The organism is Actinoallomurus sp. CA-142502 (assembly GCF_050936355.1).
Lineage (GTDB): Bacteria > Actinomycetota > Actinomycetes > Streptosporangiales > Streptosporangiaceae > Actinoallomurus > Actinoallomurus iriomotensis.
Window position 1 is genome coordinate 2306756 of sequence record NZ_JBNJMY010000001.1, and the last position, 21778, is coordinate 2328533.

Annotated in this window: 23 protein-coding genes and 1 tRNA gene; 12 read left to right on the forward strand and 12 right to left on the reverse strand. The window is 65.0% G+C overall.

Going from position 1 to position 21778, the window contains the following annotated elements; genetic code table 11:
* Window positions 1-27 precede the first annotated feature (27 nt).
* From ACQEV1_RS11295 to ACQEV1_RS11315, 5 genes are all read left to right on the forward strand, one after another.
* The gene (locus ACQEV1_RS11295) at window positions 28-300 is read left to right on the forward strand and encodes a hypothetical protein (RefSeq protein WP_433393542.1); all 273 of its coding nucleotides are present in this window, start codon (window positions 28-30) and stop codon (window positions 298-300) included.
* Window positions 301-467: 167 nt separating this feature from the next.
* The gene (locus ACQEV1_RS11300; RefSeq protein ID WP_433393544.1) at window positions 468-776 is read left to right on the forward strand and encodes a hypothetical protein; all 309 of its coding nucleotides are present in this window, start codon (window positions 468-470) and stop codon (window positions 774-776) included.
* Window positions 773-1699 carry a bifunctional DNA primase/polymerase gene (locus ACQEV1_RS11305; RefSeq protein ID WP_433393546.1) on the forward strand — a complete coding sequence of 309 codons (927 nt, stop codon included), beginning with the start codon at window positions 773-775 and terminating at the stop codon, window positions 1697-1699. Before ACQEV1_RS11300 ends, ACQEV1_RS11305 begins: the two co-directional genes overlap by 4 nt.
* On the forward strand, window positions 1696-3243 hold the full coding sequence (locus tag ACQEV1_RS11310; protein ID WP_433393548.1) for a YfjI family protein: 1548 nt from the start codon (window positions 1696-1698) through the stop codon (window positions 3241-3243). Before ACQEV1_RS11305 ends, ACQEV1_RS11310 begins: the two co-directional genes overlap by 4 nt.
* A gap of 251 nt (window positions 3244-3494) precedes the next feature.
* Window positions 3495-4910, forward strand: a complete 1416-nt coding sequence (locus ACQEV1_RS11315) for a tyrosine-type recombinase/integrase (protein WP_433393550.1) — start codon at window positions 3495-3497, stop codon at window positions 4908-4910.
* A 56-nt stretch (window positions 4911-4966) separates the two neighbouring features.
* Here ACQEV1_RS11315 and ACQEV1_RS11320 read toward each other — a convergent pair whose 3' ends face one another.
* The 3 genes from ACQEV1_RS11320 to ACQEV1_RS11330 form a co-directional block, all read right to left on the reverse strand.
* Window positions 4967-5527, reverse strand: coding sequence for an ASCH domain-containing protein (locus ACQEV1_RS11320; RefSeq protein WP_433393552.1), 561 nt, complete (start codon window positions 5525-5527; stop codon window positions 4967-4969).
* Complete coding sequence (locus ACQEV1_RS11325; protein WP_433393554.1) at window positions 5524-7614, reverse strand: GNAT family N-acetyltransferase; 2091 nt, start codon at window positions 7612-7614, stop codon at window positions 5524-5526. Before ACQEV1_RS11325 ends, ACQEV1_RS11320 begins: the two co-directional genes overlap by 4 nt.
* Before the next feature lie 305 nt (window positions 7615-7919).
* Window positions 7920-7992, reverse strand: a tRNA-Arg gene (locus ACQEV1_RS11330).
* A gap of 433 nt (window positions 7993-8425) precedes the next feature.
* Between ACQEV1_RS11330 and ACQEV1_RS11335 the strand changes: the two genes are divergently transcribed.
* Window positions 8426-8860: a hypothetical protein gene (locus tag ACQEV1_RS11335; protein ID WP_433393556.1), complete on the forward strand. Its 435-nt coding sequence runs from the start codon at window positions 8426-8428 to the stop codon at window positions 8858-8860.
* 15 nt (window positions 8861-8875) lie between these two features.
* On the opposite strand, the gene ACQEV1_RS11340 is transcribed toward ACQEV1_RS11335, so the two are convergent.
* From ACQEV1_RS11340 to ACQEV1_RS11360, 5 genes are all read right to left on the reverse strand, one after another.
* Window positions 8876-10093 carry an ABC transporter permease gene (locus ACQEV1_RS11340; protein WP_433393558.1) on the reverse strand — a complete coding sequence of 406 codons (1218 nt, stop codon included), beginning with the start codon at window positions 10091-10093 and terminating at the stop codon, window positions 8876-8878.
* On the reverse strand, window positions 10080-10760 hold the full coding sequence (locus ACQEV1_RS11345; protein ID WP_433405879.1) for an ABC transporter ATP-binding protein: 681 nt from the start codon (window positions 10758-10760) through the stop codon (window positions 10080-10082). Before ACQEV1_RS11345 ends, ACQEV1_RS11340 begins: the two co-directional genes overlap by 14 nt.
* A 17-nt stretch (window positions 10761-10777) precedes the next feature.
* Complete coding sequence (locus ACQEV1_RS11350) at window positions 10778-11899, reverse strand: peptidoglycan-binding protein (protein ID WP_433393560.1); 1122 nt, start codon at window positions 11897-11899, stop codon at window positions 10778-10780.
* An 83-nt stretch (window positions 11900-11982) separates the two neighbouring features.
* Window positions 11983-12918 (reverse strand): hypothetical protein, encoded by a 936-nt coding sequence (locus ACQEV1_RS11355; protein ID WP_433393562.1) that lies wholly within the window; start codon window positions 12916-12918, stop codon window positions 11983-11985.
* 29 nt (window positions 12919-12947) lie between these two features.
* Window positions 12948-13355 (reverse strand): peptidase inhibitor family I36 protein, encoded by a 408-nt coding sequence (locus ACQEV1_RS11360; protein ID WP_433393564.1) that lies wholly within the window; start codon window positions 13353-13355, stop codon window positions 12948-12950.
* 695 nt (window positions 13356-14050) lie between these two features.
* Here ACQEV1_RS11360 and ACQEV1_RS11365 point away from each other — a divergent pair.
* Both ACQEV1_RS11365 and folP read left to right on the forward strand, forming a co-directional pair.
* The gene (locus tag ACQEV1_RS11365; RefSeq protein ID WP_285620184.1) at window positions 14051-15136 is read left to right on the forward strand and encodes a hypothetical protein; all 1086 of its coding nucleotides are present in this window, start codon (window positions 14051-14053) and stop codon (window positions 15134-15136) included.
* Between the two features lie 188 nt (window positions 15137-15324).
* On the forward strand, window positions 15325-16131 hold the full coding sequence (folP, locus tag ACQEV1_RS11370; RefSeq protein ID WP_285620182.1) for a dihydropteroate synthase: 807 nt from the start codon (window positions 15325-15327) through the stop codon (window positions 16129-16131).
* Window positions 16132-16183: 52 nt separating this feature from the next.
* On the opposite strand, the gene ACQEV1_RS11375 is transcribed toward folP, so the two are convergent.
* Window positions 16184-17080: a helix-turn-helix domain-containing protein gene (locus ACQEV1_RS11375; protein WP_433393567.1), complete on the reverse strand. Its 897-nt coding sequence runs from the start codon at window positions 17078-17080 to the stop codon at window positions 16184-16186.
* A 127-nt stretch (window positions 17081-17207) separates the two neighbouring features.
* Between ACQEV1_RS11375 and ACQEV1_RS11380 the strand changes: the two genes are divergently transcribed.
* Window positions 17208-17951, forward strand: coding sequence for an SDR family oxidoreductase (locus ACQEV1_RS11380; protein WP_433393569.1), 744 nt, complete (start codon window positions 17208-17210; stop codon window positions 17949-17951).
* Here ACQEV1_RS11380 and ACQEV1_RS11385 read toward each other — a convergent pair.
* The 3 genes from ACQEV1_RS11385 to ACQEV1_RS11395 are packed head-to-tail and all read right to left on the reverse strand — an operon-like array spanning window position 17919 to window position 19615.
* Complete coding sequence (locus tag ACQEV1_RS11385) at window positions 17919-18689, reverse strand: glycosyltransferase (protein WP_433393571.1); 771 nt, start codon at window positions 18687-18689, stop codon at window positions 17919-17921. The genes ACQEV1_RS11380 and ACQEV1_RS11385 overlap by 33 nt on opposite strands.
* A gap of 36 nt (window positions 18690-18725) precedes the next feature.
* Window positions 18726-19433 carry a pyrimidine reductase family protein gene (locus ACQEV1_RS11390; protein WP_433393573.1) on the reverse strand — a complete coding sequence of 236 codons (708 nt, stop codon included), beginning with the start codon at window positions 19431-19433 and terminating at the stop codon, window positions 18726-18728.
* Window positions 19434-19444: 11 nt separating this feature from the next.
* Window positions 19445-19615: a hypothetical protein gene (locus tag ACQEV1_RS11395; RefSeq protein WP_433393575.1), complete on the reverse strand. Its 171-nt coding sequence runs from the start codon at window positions 19613-19615 to the stop codon at window positions 19445-19447.
* Between the two features lie 69 nt (window positions 19616-19684).
* Between ACQEV1_RS11395 and ACQEV1_RS11400 the strand changes: the two genes are divergently transcribed.
* The 3 genes from ACQEV1_RS11400 to ACQEV1_RS11410 are packed head-to-tail and all read left to right on the forward strand — an operon-like array spanning window position 19685 to window position 21774.
* Window positions 19685-20170 (forward strand): MarR family winged helix-turn-helix transcriptional regulator, encoded by a 486-nt coding sequence (locus tag ACQEV1_RS11400; protein WP_285568704.1) that lies wholly within the window; start codon window positions 19685-19687, stop codon window positions 20168-20170.
* Between the two features lie 13 nt (window positions 20171-20183).
* Entirely contained in the window at window positions 20184-20990 is an 807-nt protein-coding gene (locus ACQEV1_RS11405) for an ABC transporter ATP-binding protein (protein WP_285620173.1), read from the forward strand.
* Window positions 20947-21774 (forward strand): ABC transporter permease, encoded by an 828-nt coding sequence (locus ACQEV1_RS11410; protein ID WP_285568708.1) that lies wholly within the window; start codon window positions 20947-20949, stop codon window positions 21772-21774. The genes ACQEV1_RS11405 and ACQEV1_RS11410 overlap by 44 nt, the downstream gene beginning before the upstream one ends.
* Window positions 21775-21778: the final 4 nt, after the last annotated feature.

Consider the following 21778-nt stretch of genomic DNA (forward strand, 5'->3'; position numbering starts at 1 on the left):
CCCCTCAACCGTGCCCGGAGGCCACCCATGACACCCGTGATCGCCGCCGCTAGCCACCACGACGGCGGCCCCGGAACCCTCATCGTCGGAGCCCTGATCGCCGCCGTCCTCTACCTCGCAGCGTGCGCGATCTGGCCGTTCCGGTCCTGCACAAAATGCGACGGTCTCGGACGCTTCCGCTCGCCCTCCGGCCGCGCCTGGCGTACCTGCCGACGCTGCAACGGCTCCGGCGCCAAAGTACGCGTCGGCCGGCGCATATGGAGCTACCTGGCCCGCACTCACGACCGCGGTACCCAGTGACCTGGATCACACTTAGCCATATGTCCACAGCTGTGGACTTACTCGACCAATCCGCCCCTAGCTTTCAAGCGGTCCCGGTGCACAAGCCACCAAGCACGACACCGGGACCGCGTACCTCCCAACCGATCACGGCCCCGAACGAGGCCACAAAGGAAGGCATCACCATCATGACTCACCCTCGTGATCCGCAGCAGGGCAACGGCGCGAACCGGCCATCGGGGCGCGGCAATCGCCATCGCCCCAACCCGTGGCTGTTGCCCGAGGACGGCATCGTGGATCCGGTCGCCGTCGCCGTGAGCGCCGCCGGTACCCGCCGCGTACGGCTCACCCCGACCGAACGCCGGCTCGCCGCCGCGCACATCCTCGCCGCCGGCGGAACCCCCATCACCATCGCCCGGCGCCTCCACATCTCCTACGCCAACGCCCGCACCCTCACCGACCAGATCACCACCACGGCGAGCAGGAGGGTCGCATGAGCACCCAACCCAACCCGCTGCTCGACTCCGCGCTCGCCCACGGTTGGCACGTCTTCCCGCTCCGCCCCGGCGACAAGCGACCCGCGATACACGGCGAGACCTCCTGTCCGCGGCTCGGCGTGTGCGGGAACGGCCACCAAGGATGGGAGCAACGCGCCATCACCGACCCGCAGCGCGTCTACCGGTGCTGGTCGCACGCGCCGTACAACATCGGGATCGCCTGCGGCCCCTCCGGGCTCGTCGTGGTCGACCTGGACACGCCCAAGCCCGGACAAACGCCACCGCCAGAGTGGCAGGCGCCCGGCGTCAACGAGGGGGCCGACGTGCTCGCCGCACTCGCCGAACGCCACGGCCAGCCGATCCCGTTCGACACGCACATGGTCCGCACCGGATCCGGCGGATTCCACCTGTACTTCACCGCCCCGACCGGCGTCGAGCTGCGCAACACCAGCGGCCGACTCGGCTGGCTGATCGATACCCGCGCCAACGGCGGGTACGTCGTAGCCGCCGGCAGCACCGTCGCAGGCCGCCCGTACGAGACCGTGCACGGCATCGCGCCCGCGCCCCTGCCCGGCTGGCTCGCGCTTCTCCTCACCGAACCCGCACCTACGCGCGCACCCGCGACTCACGTACCCGCTGCCGCACGCGCCAGCGTCGGCCGCGCCGCCGGGTACGCCAGCGCTGCACTCCGCAACGAAGTGCAACACGTCCTCGACGCCGTCCCCGGCAACCGCAACCACACACTCAACCAAGCCGCGTTCGCGCTCGGGCAACTCGCCGCCGGCGGGCGCCTGCCCGACACCCTCGTCTACGACTGCCTCTTCACCGCCGGCCGACAGATCGGGTTGTCGCCGCGCGAGTGCGACGCCACGATCCGCAGCGGCCTGCGCTCGGGCGCGCACAAGCCACGGGCCGCGGCATGACCGACGCTGACCAGATCCTTAACGCTATGGGCGCCGACGCCGCCCTGAACGCCCACCACGACGCGCCGCTGTGGGAAGAGCCGGTACCGCTCGCGACCCGCGCCACCTTGCCCACCTTCCCCGCCGACGCGCTCCCCGGCTGGGTAGCCGACCAGGTGACCGCGGTCGCCGAATTCACCCAGACCCCGCTTGACCTAGCGGGATCCATCGCGCTCGCCGCGCTGTCCACCGCGGCCGGCGGGCGCGCGATCGTCAACGTGTGGGACGCCTGGATAGAACCGGTGAACATCTTCACCGTCGTCGCGATGCCGCCCGGCTCCCGCAAATCCCCAGTGTTCCGGGCGATGATCGCTCCCCTCCTAGCCGCACAGACCGCCCTTACCGAGCAGGTGAAGCCACAGATCATCGAAGCCGAGCAAACCCGCAGAATCGCCGTCGAGACCGCCGAACGTGCAGCACACACCGCCGCCGCAGCCCGCAGCGGCGGAAGCCCCGACGCGCTCGCCGAAGCCACCTCCGCCGCCCTCGCCGTTGACGCGATCCAGGTACCCGTCAAACCGCGGCTGATCGCCGACGACATCACCCCCGAGAAAGCCGCCACCCTGCTCGCCGAACAGGGCGGGCGCCTGGCCGTGCTGTCCGCCGAAGGCGGCATCTTCGCGACCCTGGCCGGCCGCTACAGCGGCGTCGCCAACCTGGACTTGTTCCTCAAAGGCCACGCCGGCGACACCCTCATCGTCGACCGGCACGGACGTCCCACCGAGTACGTCGAGCACGCCGCTCTCACGCTCGGCCTGGCCGTACAACCCGACGTCATCACCGAAATCGCCGGCGGTCCCGGCTTTCGCGGCAAAGGACTACTCGGCCGCATCCTGTACGCGCTCCCGCCCAACAACATCGGATACCGCGAGACCAAACCCGCACCAATGCCACCGCAGGTGACGAGCCGATACGACGCGAACCTGCAAGAACTCGTGACCGTCATGTACGGATGGGAAGACCCCGCCCGGCTCACCCTCTCCCCAGAAGCCGACGCCGTGTTCACCGACCAGCGCCGCCGCACCGAACCGCGCCTACGGCCGAACTCCGGAGATCTCGCGCACATCGCCGACTGGGCCAGCAAATACGACGGCACCGTCGCCCGCATCGCCGCCCTCCTCCACCTCGCCGCCCACGTGCAAGACGGATGGCGCCGCCCAATCGACGTCGACACCATGCGCAACGCCACCCGAATCGGCGAGTACTACATCGCCCACGCCCTCGCCGCATTCGACGCCATGGGCGCAGACCCCGACGTCGACAACGCCCGCACCGTACTCACCTGGCTGGAAAACAACCAGCCCGAACGATTCACCGTCCGGGAACTGTTCACCGTGCTACCCCGAAGCCGATTCAAAAGAGTCGGCTCACTCGAACCCCCGCTAGATCTGCTGGAGCAACACGGTTGGATCCGCCGCCAAGCCGAACCGCCCCGCAACGGGCCAGGGCGCCCCCCATCCCCGACCTACGTCACCCACCCACGCATTCACCAGCCCGGCGCATAAGCCACCAAGCACGACGCCGGATATCTGCCTGTGCCAACCGATCACGAAGGGCTGACTGTGGCTGCTGCTCGAAAAAGCCGTGAGTGGCTGACCGTCAAAGACATTCTCGATGACCTCGATATCCCGCGCCGCACGTGGCAGCGGTGGCGCGAATTGGGTCGCGCGCCGAAGTGCAAGCGACTTCCCAACGGGGAACTCCGCATCAATCGAGTCAGCTACGAAAAGTGGCTTGACTCACTAGAGGAGGTCGCGTGAGCCTCACGTACGATGTCCGGTTGCGCAAGACTCGTGTCCACCCAAGAGCGGGACGACGGCCGTATAACGTGCGTTGGACGGCCGGAGGTAGGGCGCATGACGCGTACTTCGCAACCTCCGCGCTGGCGGAGAGTTTCAAGGCGGAACTCACACAAGCCGCACGGAAAGGCGAAGCGTTCGACGTGGAGAGCGGCCTACCACTCTCCAAACTCCGGGAGCGAGAGCAGGAAGCCAAAAGCGCAACCTGGTATCAGCACGCAACCGAGTATGTCGACTATAAGTGGACACGCTTGGCTGCCACCGCTCGCGTTTCCGTCGCAGAAACGCTCGTCACCATCACGTGCGCTCTGCTACCACAGTCGGGAAGCGGACGCCCGGAGGAAAAAGTCGTTCGCAACGCGGTCTTTCGCTGGGCGTTTAACAAGCGCGACCGCGACACCCCGCGACCAGCGGACGTCGAGAAGGCACTCAAGTGGGCGGAGGCGGAATCACCCCCTCTCACCGCACTCGCCGACCTTAAGAACGTGCGCAACGTCCTGGATGCCTGCGCGCTACGCCTGGATGGCAAACAAGCCGCCGCCAACTATCTCGCCCGGCGCCGACAGGTCTTCTACAACGTGCTCAAGTACGCCGTCAGCGAGGAACGACTGACGGCCAACCCCCTCGATGACCCGAAACTCAACTGGGAGCGCCCCAGCGACATGGAGGTAGACCACGAGGTCGACCCCCGCAGCGTTGGCAGCACAGAGCAAGTCATGGAGATGCTTGCCGCCGTCAGCTACCTCGGGCGCCACCAAGGGCCCCGTTTCCTCGCTTTTTTCGGCTGCCTCTTCTACGCCATGATGAGGCCCGAAGAGGCTGTTGGACTCCGACGCGAGCACTGTGTACTACCTGACGAGGGATGGGGGCGACTCATCTTGGCCAAGACGAAACCCGCCGCCGGCCGCGCATGGACTGATAGTGGCGACGTCCACGACGACCGCGGTCTCAAGCATCGATCCCGCAAGGCAACCCGTCTCGTGCCCATCCCGCCAGAACTCGTGCGTCTGCTCCGCGGCCACGTCGAGCGATACGGCGTCGGGCCAGACGGCCACTTGTTCCGCAGCGTCAACAACAACCCGATCCACCCGTCGACGTACTCCCGTGTCTGGAAGCGCGCCCGCGCGCTGGGAATGCCACCTGTCGCCCAACCCACACCCTTGCTTTCAACGCCGTACGACCTCCGCCACGCGGGTATCTCCGTACGGCTATACGCTGGCGTACCGCCGAAGCAGGTAGCCGAGTGGGCCGGCCACAGCGTTGAAGTCCTCCAGCGGATCTACTCCAAGGTCCTCGACGGCTTCGATGAGACGTGGTTCACGAAGATTGACCGGGTTCTCGGCCAGGACTCTGATCTGGAAGGGGTTTCCTGAGCGCAGCTACGCTGCACCTGCTTAGGCCAGCCGCACCAGCAGCACGTCGCTAACCCCTATTTGTCCAGCAACCATGCTGGTCGGATAGGGGTTTTGCTGTGTACGTCACTTTCCGAAATCAGGTACGCGTCACTCACTCCTGCAGTGCGACCTGACGCGGACATGCGGGCAAGAATATTCGGCGCCTCAGGTGAACCATTAAGAATCTGCCGAAGCGTGTCAGGCGTCAGATACCGGTATCCTTGGGGTGGGTGGAATGGTACGGTCGCCCTCAATTCGGCTAGTGAAACCGGACGCTCAAGACGTTCCACGTCAGACAGGACAAGGGCAGACGCCTTGGATGCCCCCGACAAGTAACCATAAAATTCCTCGCGGGAGAGGTCTATATCAGCGTGATGCTGTGACCAAACTTCGCAGGGGTCGCCAGTATGTGTGTCAACCACTCGCGCAGTACCGATAACTGCACCTGTGGGAATCGTGGCATAAATTATCACTAGTGTTCCCGGCTTTGCTGATGGCCGCTTACGTCTAATTTCTACTGACTTAGTTCCTCGTAGGATAGATTCAGCAAAGCGAGGATGTAGCGATAGGAGTAGTGCCCGCTCGTGTTCGCTCATCGTTGGTTCCAGCCCTCCTGGTACACGGCCTCGAACAGCTCTGAGGGTATCTTCTGAGGTGATCGTAGTACGAGTCTATGGCCAATCCGGTCGGCCATGCGGCGGAATCTCCCAAGTGGAATATGCCTAGGAAATAGTTCTGTATCGACAAACCTGAGCGCTAATGCTTTGCCTTGGTGAGCGGACTGTTGTATGTCATGGCGGCGCCATACCCCTAGGTGGCGGAAGCGTGCATATAGAGTCGCAGGCCCATCTATCACTACTTCTTCAAGGCGTGAGCAGGCGATAATTGCCCCAAGTCCACCGTTGCCAGTCTCGGTTACGTACCACAACAGCCTGGCGGGCGCGTGCTCAATCTGCCGGCGCGCGCTACGGTAATACACGTGCTCTCGGCTGATACCGAGCCTGTTAGGTCGGGGTGTAAGAGTCTGCGGAACGTCGAAAAGCTCTGCTGACCATTCAGGGCGGATCGGCACCACAAATGTGGGAAGTTCGGAATCAAGAATCTTTGCTGGCCAGAGCGCTCGCTCCAGTCCGGCGGCAACGACGGGTGAAAGGCGCGGCCTGAGTGCCGGCAAGCGGAGGTCAATTGAGTCAGCGACACTGGTTGTAAGCTGCTCGACCGCTGCCGCATCGGCACATCTGTCGATGCAAAGTCCAATCCATGAATCATCGTGCCGGATGAATCCTTCGTCTTGTATGGCCGTGGAGACGGGCTTAGACAAATATTGATCAGTTATTCGAATAATCGGCACCTTGAGCGACCGGGCGTGTTGGCGCATGACAAAGAGCGTCTGCCGGGCGACAGTGTCATCGATCTTGCTAGATCGCACGCGAAATATAGGAACTGACAGTTCTGGCTTGCGATTCCCGGTGATGTAGAACGCAATTGAGCTACCAGAGGGGTCCTGCAATAGCAGGCGGTCCCACTGTTGCGCCTCGACCGAGAACTGGCGTACCCGCTTCAGGAAATCAGCGCGTCGCTCTCCGCTCTCAGATTGCAAGAATGTGGTAAGGAGCCCCTCGGAGCCGGCTCGGGTACGCGTTAGCTTGTACTCAGTTCTCTGCAGCTCGGCTGGCTGATATGCCTGAGTTCTGGTGAGCTCGTCTACATGGAGGATAACGTCTGATGGATGCAGAGCACGCACACCGCAAACATCGACTGCCGTAGCGGCCCAGCTCAGGAGGCGTTCATCTCGCGTTGCAAATACCGAGATGCCGGCCGCCGAAGCTTGGGCAACATGCCGCACATCTGATTTATCGCTATGACTCAAGGATAGGTCGACGCCATGATGACTCTTTACATGGTCGGTTATCTGTTGAGATAGCTCGTGAACGGTTTCCGCTCTACCCTGCACTACCGGGTAACGTCGCGCAATTTTGCTCTGGTGTTCCTTGGATTGGCCGTCAGGAAGTCGGTCGATCTCATGGAGAAGCTCAGATGTAACCACCAGCTCGAGCTGCCCAGCGAGCCAATCCTGATTGAGTACCTGTGAGGTAGCTAGTCCTGCTTGTGAAAGTCTGACTTCAAGGTCTAGGAAAACGTTAAGATCAATAGCTACCTTGAGAACCGCCGTCGAGTCAGTAGCTGAGAACAAGTCGGGATGGCCATGATCGAGTCGCCAGACAGTTAGAGGCAATCTCTTTTTGCTGCGACCGGGAATCTCTCCCATTCTTTCGAATCCGAGATGAGGCCAAATGGCGTTCTCTTTATAGTCGCTCCGACAACGAAGTACGATGCCGAAGCGGTCTTTTCGCCTTTCGCTGATTTCGGAGACCAAGGCGCTCGCAAGTCCATGACCTCGAAATTCGGGCGCGACACACAAATGTTTCAGCCGTACGACCTGCCTCGGAAGTGAGTAGAGGGTATATCCGGCGAGCCTGCCCTCGATTAGCGCGACTGCAAGCGTCCCTTGATCCGCCGCCTGTTCGAAGACGGGAGGTGTGAGAAACCCGAGCGTCTTGCTGCAGCGATCCGCCAGAGCCACGACATCCCTTAGGAGCTCCGTGTCCCCGGACTTCAGGTGACGAATCTGAGGTACCGTTTTTTGACCCTCGGCAGATGATTCCACATCCAGTATTGTCACAGCGCTGTGGTTTGCTGTCAGTCTCTGGCGCAGCGAATTTGCCCGCATGGCACCATCTGGCCAGGTGGCATCGCAATCGCTGCCGGCTTGAGCTGTGGCATCCGTTTCGTTGGTGGCACCCGAGCCAGGCGTCACTGGGTGCGCGGTCGCAGGGCACCAGACGCCGGCCGCTGGCAACGTACCCACGCTGTACCCAGGCACAGCGGCGTCCGCTGGCATCGACGGGCACCAGCTCGCACACGAACACCCCGAGCCCAACTAGTGCCGATCCTGGTCAGGCACGGGGGATGGCTGTGTGGAAGGGGTGCCCCCGGCAGGATTCGAACCTGCGGCACACGGTTTAGGAAACCGTTGCTCTATCCCCTGAGCTACGAGGGCTTGTCGCTGGTAGAGCCTAGCGGAGGCTGCCCACCCTCCGCGCCCTACTAACGCGCGTTCGGTGTTCCGGATCTTGGTGCCCGCCCTGCCAGTGTCGGATCAAGCCTAACCCGTACTCGGACGCCGCGGCCTCGGCCGCAGCTGATGGGTGCCCGAGGCTAAGGCTTGCCACCCGACGCATCCTCATCAGCTCGATCACGGTCCAGGCGATCAAGCCTCGGGCCGACGTCGACCGCGGTGCGCACGAAGCCGTGATCATCCGGCGGCGCCTGCCTTCGTTGCGGTCACTGCCGTTAGCGCCTCGGCTCCGGACGGCGGTGATGCATCTCGACCTGACCACGTGCGTGAACCATCGAGGCGGTCAACCTCTGGCGACAGTGTCCCCCACGCGGCTGCGGTCGACCGGGCGGTGCCCGGCCAAAGGAAAACTTACATGCGGACGCTTCGCCCTGGCTGGGACGTGCACGACGTGGTGGGTCACGTGCTCAACGACTACATGCGGTGCCTGTTCGGCGGTCGAGACGGGTACGGCGGCGCGGTGTTCGCCGATGACGAGACTCTTCGCCCGGCATCTGGCGCGTACCAACGAGGAGTTCGTCCGGGCGTCCCGGCAGCTCAGTTGCAACTGATGATTGAACTGCTGGATCACCCAGGACCACGGCTGGATGCCGTGTGGGCGGTACGAGACCTCGTAATCGCCGCCCATTTGAACGCTCCTGGGCCGTCACCGACCACCGTCGCTGTTTCGGGCGCCACCGAGCCCAATCTCATGGCACCCGTGCTGGATGGCGAACGGCGACCCGGAATTCATCCCAGGGCAGGGGACCATCTTTTTTCGCCTATCAGCCCGGGATGGTTGTGGGGTTGATGCAGCGAAGAAGTTCTACGATGCGAGCGCTGCGATCGGCTCAACACGAGCGGCCTTTGCGGCTGGATAGATGCCGGCGAGGAGACCCACCAAGATACCGGTGACAGGTCCAGCTGCGACCAGCCATACGGGAATCGCCGCGGTCCAGCTCTTTGCGAGTGATACGACGACAGTAAGATCCACCCCGACTATGGTGCCGCCGATGCCGCCGAGTAGGCCCAGCAGGCTACTCTCGAGGAGAAATTGACCAAGAATGGCTCGGCGTGACGCCCCAATCGCACGTCGCAACCCAATCTCATGCCTACGTTCGATGACTGATACCAGTGTCGTGTTGCCGATCCCGATTGCACCGATTACCAATGACACGGCAGCCAACAGGAGAAAAAGATTGCGAGTGTCCGTCTCGACGTCCGCTCGGAGCTTCTTGGGATCTGGTGGGACTTCGGCGAGGAGGCTGTCTGGATCCTCTGGATGAAGCGCAACCTTTGCTTCGGTTCCAACCTGTTGTGCGGCGCCTTGCCGAGTGCGAATTACAACTTTTGAGCTGTCGAAGGAAATATTTGTTCTTGGGTCGCGTGCTACCCATTGAGGAACGATTGCGGCCAACGGCGCCTGTGAGTCGAATTCCGGCGTGGTTACGATGCCGAGCAGCAGGTAGCGGTTACCGGCGATGGTGATAACCGTATTGCCATCAGCAAGATCTACGCCGAGATCGCGTGCGGCGACTGACCCGAGAAGAGCGACCTTTTCGTGTCGCCTCTCATGTCCCGCATCGTACAAGCGGCCGGATAGTGCATGCACGCGCAGGGCATCGAGCGCGGACACTGAGGCGGCCATAACCGGCGTCTCGACGGCTACGGCAGTACCCCGGTGGCCGAACTTGCTGACAAGGGGAGATTTGGAACTGGTTGTGGAGACGACCCCAGCCGCGATCACGCCATGAAGCATGGCGGCACGCTGCACTGCCTCATCGGATACAGCTGGAGGTCGAAGAGCGGAGGTCGGCGTCGACGGCGCGGGAGTAAAGCCCTCTACAGAGACCGATGTCGCCTTCAACGCGTCGAATCGCGCAGAAACCTGAGCCGCAGCCGTTCCAACCAGACCAATGGTGGCGACGAGTGCGATTATGCCAAGGCTTACACCGAGCATGGTGAGCAGGCTCCGGGCGCGGCGACCGAGCACGGCTTCTGCCGCCTCTGTGATCAGATCCCGCAATCCCTCATGTCGAGACATGATCGCTTAGCTTTCCGTCTCTGACGACGAGAGTCCGATCGGTGAGTTCTGCTACCGCGTGGTCGTGGGTGACGACGACGATCGCCAGGCCGTCTTTAGCCAGGTCGGCAAGTATTCCCATTACTGTGTTCGAGGTAACGGTATCTAGATTTCCAGTAGGTTCGTCGCACAGCAGTAACGCTGGCCGGTGAACGGTGGCCCGGGCTATTGCCACACGCTGTTTTTCTCCGCCGGACAGCGTGTGGGGCATCGCTTGCAGACGATGGCTGAGCCCCACGCGGGAGAGCGCCTCTTCGGACAGCGGCCGACGTGCGCTTCTTTTGTGGCGGACGTACATGAGAGGCAGGGCCACATTCGCGGTCACATTCTTATGGCCGATCAAATGAAACGCCTGGAACACGAAGCCGATGGTATGTGACCGGACCCGCGTGCGTTCCTTCTCACCGAGAGAAGCGGTATCCTGATCATTTAGGCGATAACGGCCAGACGTTGGACGATCAAGAAGGCCGAGCAAGTTCATCAAGGTTGACTTACCGGATCCAGATGGACCGATCAGCGAAACCATCTCTCCGGCATGCACACAAAGCGTTGCGTCTATCAATGCAGGGACGGGGCCCGCAGGAGAGTCATATGTCCGAGAAAGGCCGACTGTTTCAATGACAGGCATTTGATGCGCGTTCGAAGTCACGGCGAGTTGGTTCCGGTATTAGCATCGGAGACCACGACGTGATCTCCTTCTCTAAGGTCTCCGCTTGTAATCTCGACTTCTCCATCGATCTCCATTCCAGTCTCAACGGTCACATCGTGTTCCTGATCTCCACGCCTCACGATGACGACCGTGTGACCGCCAGGACGCTCCCATAGTGCCGACGCCGGTACTACCGCGCCAGTATGTTCGGCTTGTTCGACGACAATATCGGCCTGATAGGTGCCAGATTGCTTGAGTTCGTTCGCCGTGTGAAGGTAAACAATAGGCGAGCTCGACGGCTCCTTATCGCTCACCTGGCTGGGCGACTGGTCCGCAGGCTTTTGGGTGTCGCTTTGTGTGGATTTACGAACGCTGTCGACCTCGGCTCGAAACGACTTACCCTGGGGAGAAGCCGCGGTAGCCGGTTCACCGGCCCTTAACTTGACGTCCCCGTCGGCGACTATCGGGCAGCGAAGCCTCAGTCGCCCGCTCTCCACAACGGCGTCGCCGGCGTGCAGCTTAGAGCCTAGCTTTGCCTTCAGAACACCCAGGCGCGCCGGCAGGTGATGGACCACCAGTATTTCCTGGCGTGGGACGGTGACAGCGCGAGGAGTATCCGTCGACGCCGTGTCTGGCTGGCGGATTCCCTGTGACTGGCTAGGTGGTGGATATCCGGCATATTTGTAGAAATCGTCCACTGTTAGGCTGGTCTTTTTATCGAATACCCCCGTGACCTGCCCTGATTCGAGCAGCCCCAAACGTGCGAGAGCGCGCTGAAACTGCTTGACGTCCGGCCCTGTTAGTCCGGGCTGAAGATCTCGGAATGCGGGCAAAACGCCTTGGACGACGATGACAGGCCTACTGGCGATCTCCAGAACGGGCTTTCCTTCGGCGATGCTGTTTCCCCTTTTCGTGGGGATGCCGGTAACAATATTCTCTGCCGAGGGAGGTATCGGTATAGAAACACGACTCGTCGCCTCCGTAGTGCATTGAACATGTACCGAACGCGTTAGCCGCTCCCATCTGACCGCGACGGTGATACGTGACGGCGGTGGAGGCTTCGCTCTACTTGCCAGTTGGTCCGGGGTCCGGGCCTTCGCGGCCAGACCCCAGGTCACACCGCTGACGGTGATAGCGGCACAGCAGGCCATGCCAACACGGAACAGGCTGCGCCCCCGCCTATCATAAGTCTTAATTACGATCAACCATTCTGAAGGATTTGACGAGCTCGCTTCAAGCTTTCTTCGTTCAGCTCGCGAAGTGCGGCTATCTCGCCATCGAAATAGTGTAGGCCTGCCGTATAGTAGCGATCCTCAAGTAGGTGTCGCTGTGGAGCGTAGCGGGCGGCCGATTCGCAGCTCGCGTCAGCGACGGCCAGTTGGATCTCCTGCTGACTTGCCTCGGCTTCTGGAATGTTCTGATGAAATTCGCTCGCCTTTGCTCTGGCATCCTTCGGTGCCGCTAGTCCCTTATAGCCCTTCCCCGTCATGCAGGCCGACCATGTGGAATTGAGCTTCTTCATGGTCGGATCCGCGTCCGCTCGCTGCCGAGCCATAATGGGTAGGTTGCCTGCTAGGTTTTGTAGCCGCATCTGTTGTTCTAGGGATCCATAGATCTTGATGCGGGCTTCCGCTAGACAGCCTTCGGCGTTCTCCTCGATCTGCCCACCGCCCGGAAGGTTCACGCGGACGGTCGGGCCGTTTTCTCTGCCGAAGAATGCTAGTCCCCATGCTTGCTTCTGTGCGGCTGACAACCCTGCGGTCTGATCGATCTCAGTCCGGGCATTGTCCGAGTGGCCTTTGCTGCCGTATCCGTGGCTTCGCGCTTCGGCGACCGAAATCCCATAGCCCTGCTGGTCAGGCATTGTGGGATTGACGTCCTTGGAGCCGACCGGGGGTTTGATGTAGTGGAACCCGTGAGTGGCCATACACCGGTAGATGTACTCGTATTGGGCTGCTGCGCGCACGCTCTCACCGTTGAATAGGCCGTTCATGGCTTCTCGTACGCCAGGATCGGGCTTGGCGGGAAGCGCCCAAGCGGTGTTCGCTCCGGCACCATGGTTCGCGGCCTGGTCGTGATCGGCGCCACAGCCGGCTGCCGCCGCGGCGGCGGCCAGCGCCGTGGTCACAGAGACCACGGCGCTGACGCTCCTCGAGAATCGGCGTTTCAGCACGTGTCACCCGAGTACAGACCTTGGTTGCTTGCCCCGCGGTTGGCCCACATGTTCGAGGGCACTGCCGGGATGCTCTGGCCCTGGCTCACCCAGACAGTAACGTTTTGGTAGCCCTTTAGGTCGTAGACGCATGCCCAATACCATGACTGATAGCGGTTCTTCCAGGACGAGTCCGCATCCCACACGGCATAGGCGGGGTTGCTTGTGTCCGACCATTGAGGGTCATTCCCTACGGGCCTATAGGCCGTGCCGCCATACTGCTCGTTGACCCATATACAGAACAGGCCCGACCCGCATGACGTGTCGGCGTGAGCCGGGACGGCCGCGACGAGCGGAACCGCCACGGCCAGCGAAGCGACACCTGCAAGCTTGGCGCCAAGGGACTTTAACCGATGTGACATGTGACTACCCCTTCTATCGGGCGCCCATCACGAGCGCCGAGCCGCCCCCCTAGCCGCCCCATATGGGCATTGCCCTCGAATAAGAACATCTCGGAGTAATGGAATACAATGGACTTGCTGTGGCCGTTATACACTCGTTACGTAACTGGGTGTTGCTGTTCTGTGCGTTCGTCAATGCATCTCTCTTCTGCGCCCGCGCCAAGTCGTCGACCCCGTATACCGCTCCCTCGATGTACGGCCCGCGAACTTGTCGCCCTGCCCAGTCCAGATGCGGTCAGTGACGGCATGTTTACCCACTGGCCAGCGCCTTCGAAGGATAAGCGGGGTTCATTGTCGCAAATCAAAGGCTTCTGGACCGGCCAGTTGCTCCTCCCGGTTCGTTAGTCGAATAAGCGTCCGACTGAAATCGGTTTTATGGCGTCCCGATAGCGGGCTCAGGGGCCGGCCATCAAGGCTGGTCGTTGTCGGAACGAGCTGATCACGTGCTGCCGCAGAGCCGCATGGTGAGCGCACCGTACCGCGCTGTTGATCATTCTCGGCTCCTGGGATCTAGACTGCCGGTCGGGCAGAGCCGGGCGCGGGTCCCGTGTTCGGTGGTGGCGAGGAGGATCATGGAGCAAGGTGCCGTCCCCGCGCAGGGGCGATCCGTGGACGGTGCTCCGCCGCTACCGGGAGAAGACGGTCTCGATGAGCGTATGCGGCTCGTGCCGGTGGACGAGCGGGCCGCCGTGCTGGTCGATCGGCTCGCGTCGCGTACCTCGTCCGACGGGCTCGACTGGATCGCGGAGCTGGCTCGGTACGTGGAGCGGTACGGGCTCGACGTTCCGGAGATCCGGCGGGCCGCCACGGATCTCGCCTGGATGGCTCGCGTGGGGGAGCAGCGGTACCCCGGGGATCTGGAGTGGGGTGCGGCCCGCGGCGTCACCGGTTCGCGGACGCAGCGGCTCGTCCTGGCGTACGTGCACGGTCAGCGGCTGCGGTTCGACTACCGGTTCCGGGAGATCCTGGCGCGCTGCAACGAGTGGCTGACCGAGTTCCACGACGATGCCCTGATCCGGAGTTTCGCCGCCTTCGGCGGGCTCGGCTCGCGGGCGCTGAACGGGCTCGACCTGTACGACAGGGCGGTCCAGGCACCGGACGCGGACCGCAAGAGCCGTCAGGTGGCCCTGACCGCCATCTGGTTCGCCGATCATCTCGACGAACAGCCGGACATGCTGCTGCGCCTCTCCGACGAGATGATGGCGCGCGGCGATGACGACGCGAACATCCACTACCGGCGCGCCGCCGCCCTGCGACGGCTGGGCAGGTACGACGAGGCGCTCACGGAGATCGATCTGGCGATCGACCGGTTCGGCGTCGGCAACATGCTGGTGCACGAGCAGTACGCGCAGGAGCGGCGGACGATCATCCACACGCGGGACATGCGCCGGGGGGCGGCCGAGGAGGCCGCCCGGCTCGGTGACGAGATGGCCGCCCGGGTGGACGAGCGGATCGACCAGGCGTCCGCGGCTCTCGAAGAGAAGATCGACGAGGCGTCGCAGCGGCTGGCACAGCGGGTCTCGTTCGCCCAGGAGCTGGTCTCCGAAGGTCTGCTGAAGATGGTCGAGGTGCTCGGGCTCTTCGTGACACTGCTCGGGTTCCTGATCGGCTCCGGGGCGGTGCTCGTCAAGTCCAAGACGTTCTCCGAGCGCGCCGTCGCGATGACCGTCGTGGTGGTGGGGGCCCTGGTGTTCTTCGGCCTGTTGAGACTCGTCACGCACGTACGTCGCCGGCCGTCCTGACGGCCGCGGATCAGCTCGGCCGATGGCTCGCTGAGCTGCCGTTATGCTGGCACGGCCGGTATGTCATACCCCTCTTCGTCTAGGTCGGGCGCATGGAAGCGAATTCTCAGATTTTCTGTCCTGACTTCATCAGTCCGCGGCGGACCATCGGACGCCGGGCGTTCGATTTCTCGCGCCAGGTCGCGGTCATGGCGATTATCAATCGGACGCCGGATTCCTTCCACGATCGTGGGCGCACCTTCGAGCTCTCCAAGGCCGTCGAGGCGGTGGAGAACGCGATCGCGAACGGGGCGGACTGGATCGACATCGGGGGCGTTCCGTTCGCGCCGGGTCCCGAGGTGACCGTGCGCGAGGAGATCGATCGTGTCGTCCCGGTCGTGGAGGCGGCGCGGGAGCGGACCGACGCGGTGATCTCCGTCGAGACCTACCGGCCCGAGGTCGCCCGGGTGGTCCTCGCCGCCGGCGCCGATGTGATCAACAATGTGACCGGCCTGCACGACCTGACCTTGGCGGACGTCGTCGCGGAGGCGGACGCCAACCTGATCATCACGCACAGCCTCGCCGCGCCGCGTACGCCGTTTCCCCGCCCCACGTACGAGGACGTCGCCGGGGAGGTCGCGGCCTTCCTGCGCGACCGGGCGGACGCGGCGATCAGCCGCGGCCTGCCGCCGGAACGCATCATCCTCGACCCCGGCCACGACCTGAACAAGAACACCCACCACTCGCTGGAACTGACCCGCCGCCTGCCGGAAATCACCGGGATCGGTTATCCGACGCTCGTCGCGGTGTCCAACAAGGACTTCATCGGCGAGACCCTCGACCTGCCGCAGAATGAACGGCTGGTGGGCACCATCGCGACCGTGTCGGTGTGCGTTCTCCAGGGCGCGAGAATCGTCCGGGTCCACGACGTCGCCGAAATCGTGCCGGCCGTACGAATGGTGGAAAGCATCCTGGGCTGGCGCCCGCCGGCCGTCATTCGCCACAACGCCGTCTGAGGCCGAGCCGCCCGTGGTGTGCCCCACCCGCCCGGGGGGCTCCAGCCCACTTTCATTGTCCAGCCCCCTCGTCCGCCGGCGGAAGGCCGTCCAGGGGGCTGTGGATAACCCGACTGTCCGCCTCGTCGTTCGCGGTGGTCGTGGCCAGCGACGCCAGCACTCGTAGCTTCTCGGCGCTGTCGCTGCCCACGTCGGCGTAGTACAACACGAGGGTCAGGCCGTCGACGGGGAGCTTGTCGCGGTGGAGGTGCAGCCTGCCGACGACGGGGTGATTCACGACGGTCGTGCCGCCCTCGAGCCGGCGGACGTCGTGGCGCGCCCAGAGCGTACGGAACCGTGCGCTGGCCAGGGACAGTTCCCCGACGAGCTCGACAGTGCGCGCGTCGTCGGTGTCCCCGCCGATGGACCCGCGGAACGATCCGACGAACTCCGCGGTGGCCGCGTCCCAGTCGGCATGGAACTCACGTTCCTCGGGATCGAGCATCAGGGACCGCAACCGGTTCTCGCCCGGTCGCAGCCGGGGAGAGAAGGCGAGCGCGAGCGGGTTCGACGCGAGCACGTCGAACGCCCGGCCCTCGACGAACGCCGGCACCTCAAGGGCGGCGAGCAGGTGATGCAACCGGGCGGGCACACGCTCGGCCCGCTTGCGGGAGCGCGCACGGCGTGACGGCTCGGCGAGCTCGAGCAGGTACTGATGTTCGACGTCGTCGAGGTGGAGGACACGCGCGAGCGCCGCGAGCACCTGCGCGGACGGGTTCCTGTCGCGCCCGCGCTCCAGCCGCAGGTAGTAGTCGGCGCTGATCCCCGCCAGCATGGCCACCTCCTCGCGCCGGAGGCCGGCGACGCGGCGGTTCGGCCCGGCCGGAATACCGGCCTGCTCCGGGGTGACCAGGCCACGCCGGGCGCGAAGGTACGCGCCCAGCCGATTCGTCTCCTCGTCGTGGTTCATCAACTCCACGCTAGCCCGGCGTTCTCTCCGGACAGGGGGTCCTGTCACTCCCCGGACCAGCAGGGACCTTCCCGCCTCCGGACACCCGAGAGAACCTGCTCACCGACCCAAGAGCCATAAGGAGGCCATGGTGGAGATCACCGACCGCACGGTCCTCATCGTCGGCGGCACCTCGGGAATCGGGCGTGGACTCGCGCGGCGATTCGTGGATGCCGGCAGCACGGTCATCGTCGGAGGACGGAGTCCTGAGCCGCAGGACGGGCTGGAGACCGTCCAGATCGACGTCACCGATCCGGACTCGATCCTCCGCGCCCGCGACGACGTGCTCGACGCGCATCCCGCCCTCGACGTCGTCGTCACCATGTCCGGCGTCATGCTCACCGAAGACCTGCGCGACCCCGCGCACATCGCCGCGACCGAGACGACGATCGCCACGAACCTTCTGGGCACCATCCGTGTCATCGACGCCTTCACTCCGCACCTCATCGCCCGTGGCGCCGGAACCATCCTCACGGTGAGCTCGGGAATCGCCTTCCTCCCGTTCCCGCTCATGCCCGCGTACGGCGCCTCGAAGGCCGGCGTGCACGCCTACACGGAATCGCTCCGGGCGCAGCTCGCGGGGACGGGCGTCGAGGTGGCCGAGCTCGTGCCGCCCGCCGTCGCCACCGCGGGACAGGAGAAGGTCAACCCGGCGGCTCTGCCGCTCGACGCGTACCTCGACGAGGTCATGGAACTGCTGGCGACGGAGCCGACGGCCCACGAGATCCTCGTCCAGGGCGTGCTCATGCACCGCTGGGCCGAACGCGACGGTACCTACGCCGAACTCCTGGAACGGAGGTCACAGGCGCTCAACACGCTGCCTGACCGCTGAGAAGCCCCGGCCGGGTCCGGCCAGCGCTCCCGAACGTACGGCGTCGAGCCGCTGCCGGATGAACCGGTCCTGCTGTTTCCCCCAGACGTCGACCTTCGCCGGGTGCGTGGTCTGCCCGGGATGCTTGCGGTAAAGCCACGTGACCGCGGGGTCCTGGTATCCGTCGTAGACCTCGCTGAGGGCGATCAGCAGGGCCACGTCCTGGGCCCGCGGTATGGCTCCCCAGCCGCCGAAGGCCCGTACGACGTCGGTCGGCATGACCAGACCGGCGCACGCGACCTGACACAGGCCGGTCCGCTCGTACAGCCGGCCGACCTGCCCGGCCGGTACGACGCCGCACGGATACCGCAGTTCGAACGGCACGCGTTCGCCGTCGATCAGGTCGTCGGCCTGGCCGACCGCCCAGCCGATCCCGGGATGGCGGTCGAAGTCCTGGATGAGCGTGGCCAGCCCGTCGGGGAGGAGAACGTCGTCGTAGTCGAGTACCGCGACGAGCCGCCCGCGTGCCCGGCTGAGCGCGATGTTGCGTGTCGTCGCGGTCCCCAGCCGGGCGCCGTTCGCCTCGTAGCGCGCTCCGGCCGCGAGGTCCCGCGCGGCGGGCCGGTCCCCGTCCTCCTGGACGAGCCACTCCAGCTCCCAGCCGGCGGGCAGACGCTGCGCGGCGACGCTGTCCGCGGCCTCGCGCAGGTATCCGGCGACCGGTTCATGGACAGCGGTGATCACGGAGATCAACGGCACGGACCTGTCCTTTCGGGTCGTTTCGCCGGTGCGCGCTCAACCGTTGTGGGCGTCTTCGCGGACATACCGGGTGAACAGGAAGCCGTCCTCCTCGAAGACGTGGCCGAGCCGCATCGACAGGTCCTCGATGAGCGGCCCGTTGGCGATCCGCGGTCCGTTCCCCGCCACGATCCGCGGGCTCAGTGTCAAGCACAGCTCGTCGAGACGGCCGGCCGCCGCGATCTCGGCGAGCAGCCGGGGACCGCCTTCGGACAGCTGCCGGGTGAACCCTCTCTCCGCGAGCGCGTCGAGCGCCGTACCGATGTCGGCGATGAGGTCACCGCAGACGAGGACGTCGGCGCGACGCTCGGCCACCTTGAGGCGTTCTTCGGGCGCGCTCGCGCACGTGATCAGGATCGGCCGTACGTAGGCGTCGGCGAACACGGGCGCGTCGAAGTCCAGGTCCAGCCGCGCGGACACGATCGCCAGCGGTGGCGCCGGCGGCCGCCCCTTCCGGATGTCGCCCCAGGAGTCCTGCGGCGGGATCGGCCCGTACCCCTCGACCCGGATGGTGTTCGCTCCCACGATCACGACATCGGCGAGCCCCCGAAGGAAGGAGAGCACCTGCTGGTCCACCTCGCTGCCGAGGGGGCTGACCTTCCCCTCGTACGAAGCGGCCCCGTCCAGGCTGGTCACCATGTTCGCCCGCAGCCAGGGGCCGGTCCGCGGGTAGGCGTACATTTCGGCGAGTCTGCTTCCATCCACGAGAAAGGACCCTAGCCGCCATCTCCGCGCATGCCGGCACGGTCACCCCTTCGCGTCAGGCGGCGGACCGCCGTCACGCCCAGCACGCCCTTGTCGAACAGCTTGTGGAACGGGTACGCCGGCGCGCGCTCCTGCCCGCGTGTCCAGCCGCGGACCCCGATGACCCTCTCGACCCGGTCCACGACCGGCTTCGTACGGGCCCGCCACCAGGTACCTATTAATTACCTCTTATTAAGAGGTATTCTGATTTGGTGACCGATGAGGGGGTACGCCTCGCCGCCGAGCTGATGTCCGTCAACACCGCGATGCGCCGGCTCGTACGGCGGCGGCTGCGGGAGCAGGTGCCGCCACGGCTGCGGCCGGCGCAGGTCGAGCTGATGATCGTCGTCGGCGGCCGTCCCGGCATCAGCGTCGCCGCCGCCGCGCGGGAGCTGCATCTCGCGGACAACTCGGTGAGCACCCTCGTCAACCAGTTGCTCGCGGCCGGGATGCTGCGCCGCGAGACCGATCCGGACGACCGGCGGGCCGTACGGCTCGAGCTCACGCCGGACGCGCGGCGGCGCCTGGCCGAATGGCGTGACCGCCGGGCCCGGATGATCGGCGCGCGCATCGACGAGCTGGCGGAGGAGGACCGTACGGCGATCGCCGCGGCCCTGCCCGCGCTCGGCCGCCTCCTCGCGAGCCTGCAGGAAGAGGCCGGACCGGCCGAGGACACCCCGACCCGCACGACCACCTGAGACGGGGGGACCCATGAGTGACGAGAAGTACGCGGTCGTCTGCCGAGGACTGCGGCACGCGTTCGGCAGTGCCGTGGCGGTCGACGACATCGACCTGGACGTCGTCGAAGGGGAGATCTTCGGGCTCCTCGGGCCGAACGGCGCCGGGAAGACGACGACGATCCGGCTGATCACCACTCTCCTCCCGGCCGGGGCCGGCATGGTCGAGGTCTTCGGCCTCGACGTGGCGAGCCATCGGATGGCGGTCCGCCGCACCATCGGCTACCTGCCGCAGCAGCTGTCCGCCGACGGCTCCCTGACCGGACGCGAGAACGTCGAGCTGTTCGCCCGCCTCTTCGACGTGCCGCGGGGCGAGCGGAGAGAGCGCGTACGCGAGGTGCTGGCCGCCGTGGGGCTGGAGGAGGCGGCCGAACGGCGCGCGCAGACCTACTCCGGCGGCATGATCCGCCGGCTGGAGCTCGCCCAGGCGCTGATCAGTTCCCCGCGGCTGCTCATCCTCGACGAGCCGACGATCGGCCTGGACCCGGTGGCGCGCGACGGCGTCTGGGAGCGCATCCAGGAGGTGCGCCGGGCGACCGGGATGACCGTGCTGGTCACCACGCACTACATGGACGAGGCCGACCAGTACTGCAACCGGATCGCGCTCATGCACCGCGGCCGGATCCGCGCCCTGGGCACCCCGGACGAGCTCAAGTCCGGCCTCGAACCGGGCGCCACCCTCGAGGAGGTGTTCCGCGCCTACACCGGTGACCAACTCGAAGAATCAGGAGACTTCCGTGACGCACGCCGCACCCGCCGTACCGCCAGCCGGCTCGGCTGACGTCCCGCCCGCCTGGACCACCTGGCGCCTCCTGCCGGCCCGCGTGGTCGCGATGTGCATCGTCGAGCTGCAGAAGATCCGCCACGACCGCACCGAGCTGTACACGCGGGCGATCCAGCCCGCCCTGTGGCTGCTGATCTTCGGCGAGACGTTCTCACGCCTGCGGGCCATCCCGACCGGGAAGGTGCCCTACCTGGACTACCTGGCGCCGGGCATCCTGGCCCAGTCGACGCTGTTCATCGCGATCTTCTACGGCATCCAGATCATCTGGGACCGCGACGCCGGCGTCCTGGCCAAGCTCCTCGTCACGCCGACGCCGCGCGCCGCGCTGATCACCGGCAAGGCGTTCGCGGCGGGCACGCGGGCGCTCACCCAGGCCGTGGCCATCCTCGTCCTGTCGGCCATCCTGGGCGTGACGCTGACCCTGAACCCGCTGCGCTGGCTGGGCGTGATCGTCATCGTGATGCTCGGCACGGCGTTCTTCTCCTGCCTGTCCATGACGATCGCCGGCCTGGCCATGTCCCGCGACCGCCTGATGGGCATCGGGCAGGCGATCACGATGCCGCTGTTCTTCGGCTCCAACGCCCTGTACCCGGTCGACCTGATGCCGACGTGGCTACGCGTGATCAGCCACGTCAACCCGCTCAGCTACGAGGTCGACGCCCTCCGGCACCTGCTCATCGGCACGCCGGGCCACCTGCTCCTGGACTTCGGCGTCCTCGTGGTCGCCGCCGCGGCCGGCATCACCGCCGCGTCCGCGCTGCTCGGCCGCCTGGTCCGCTGACACC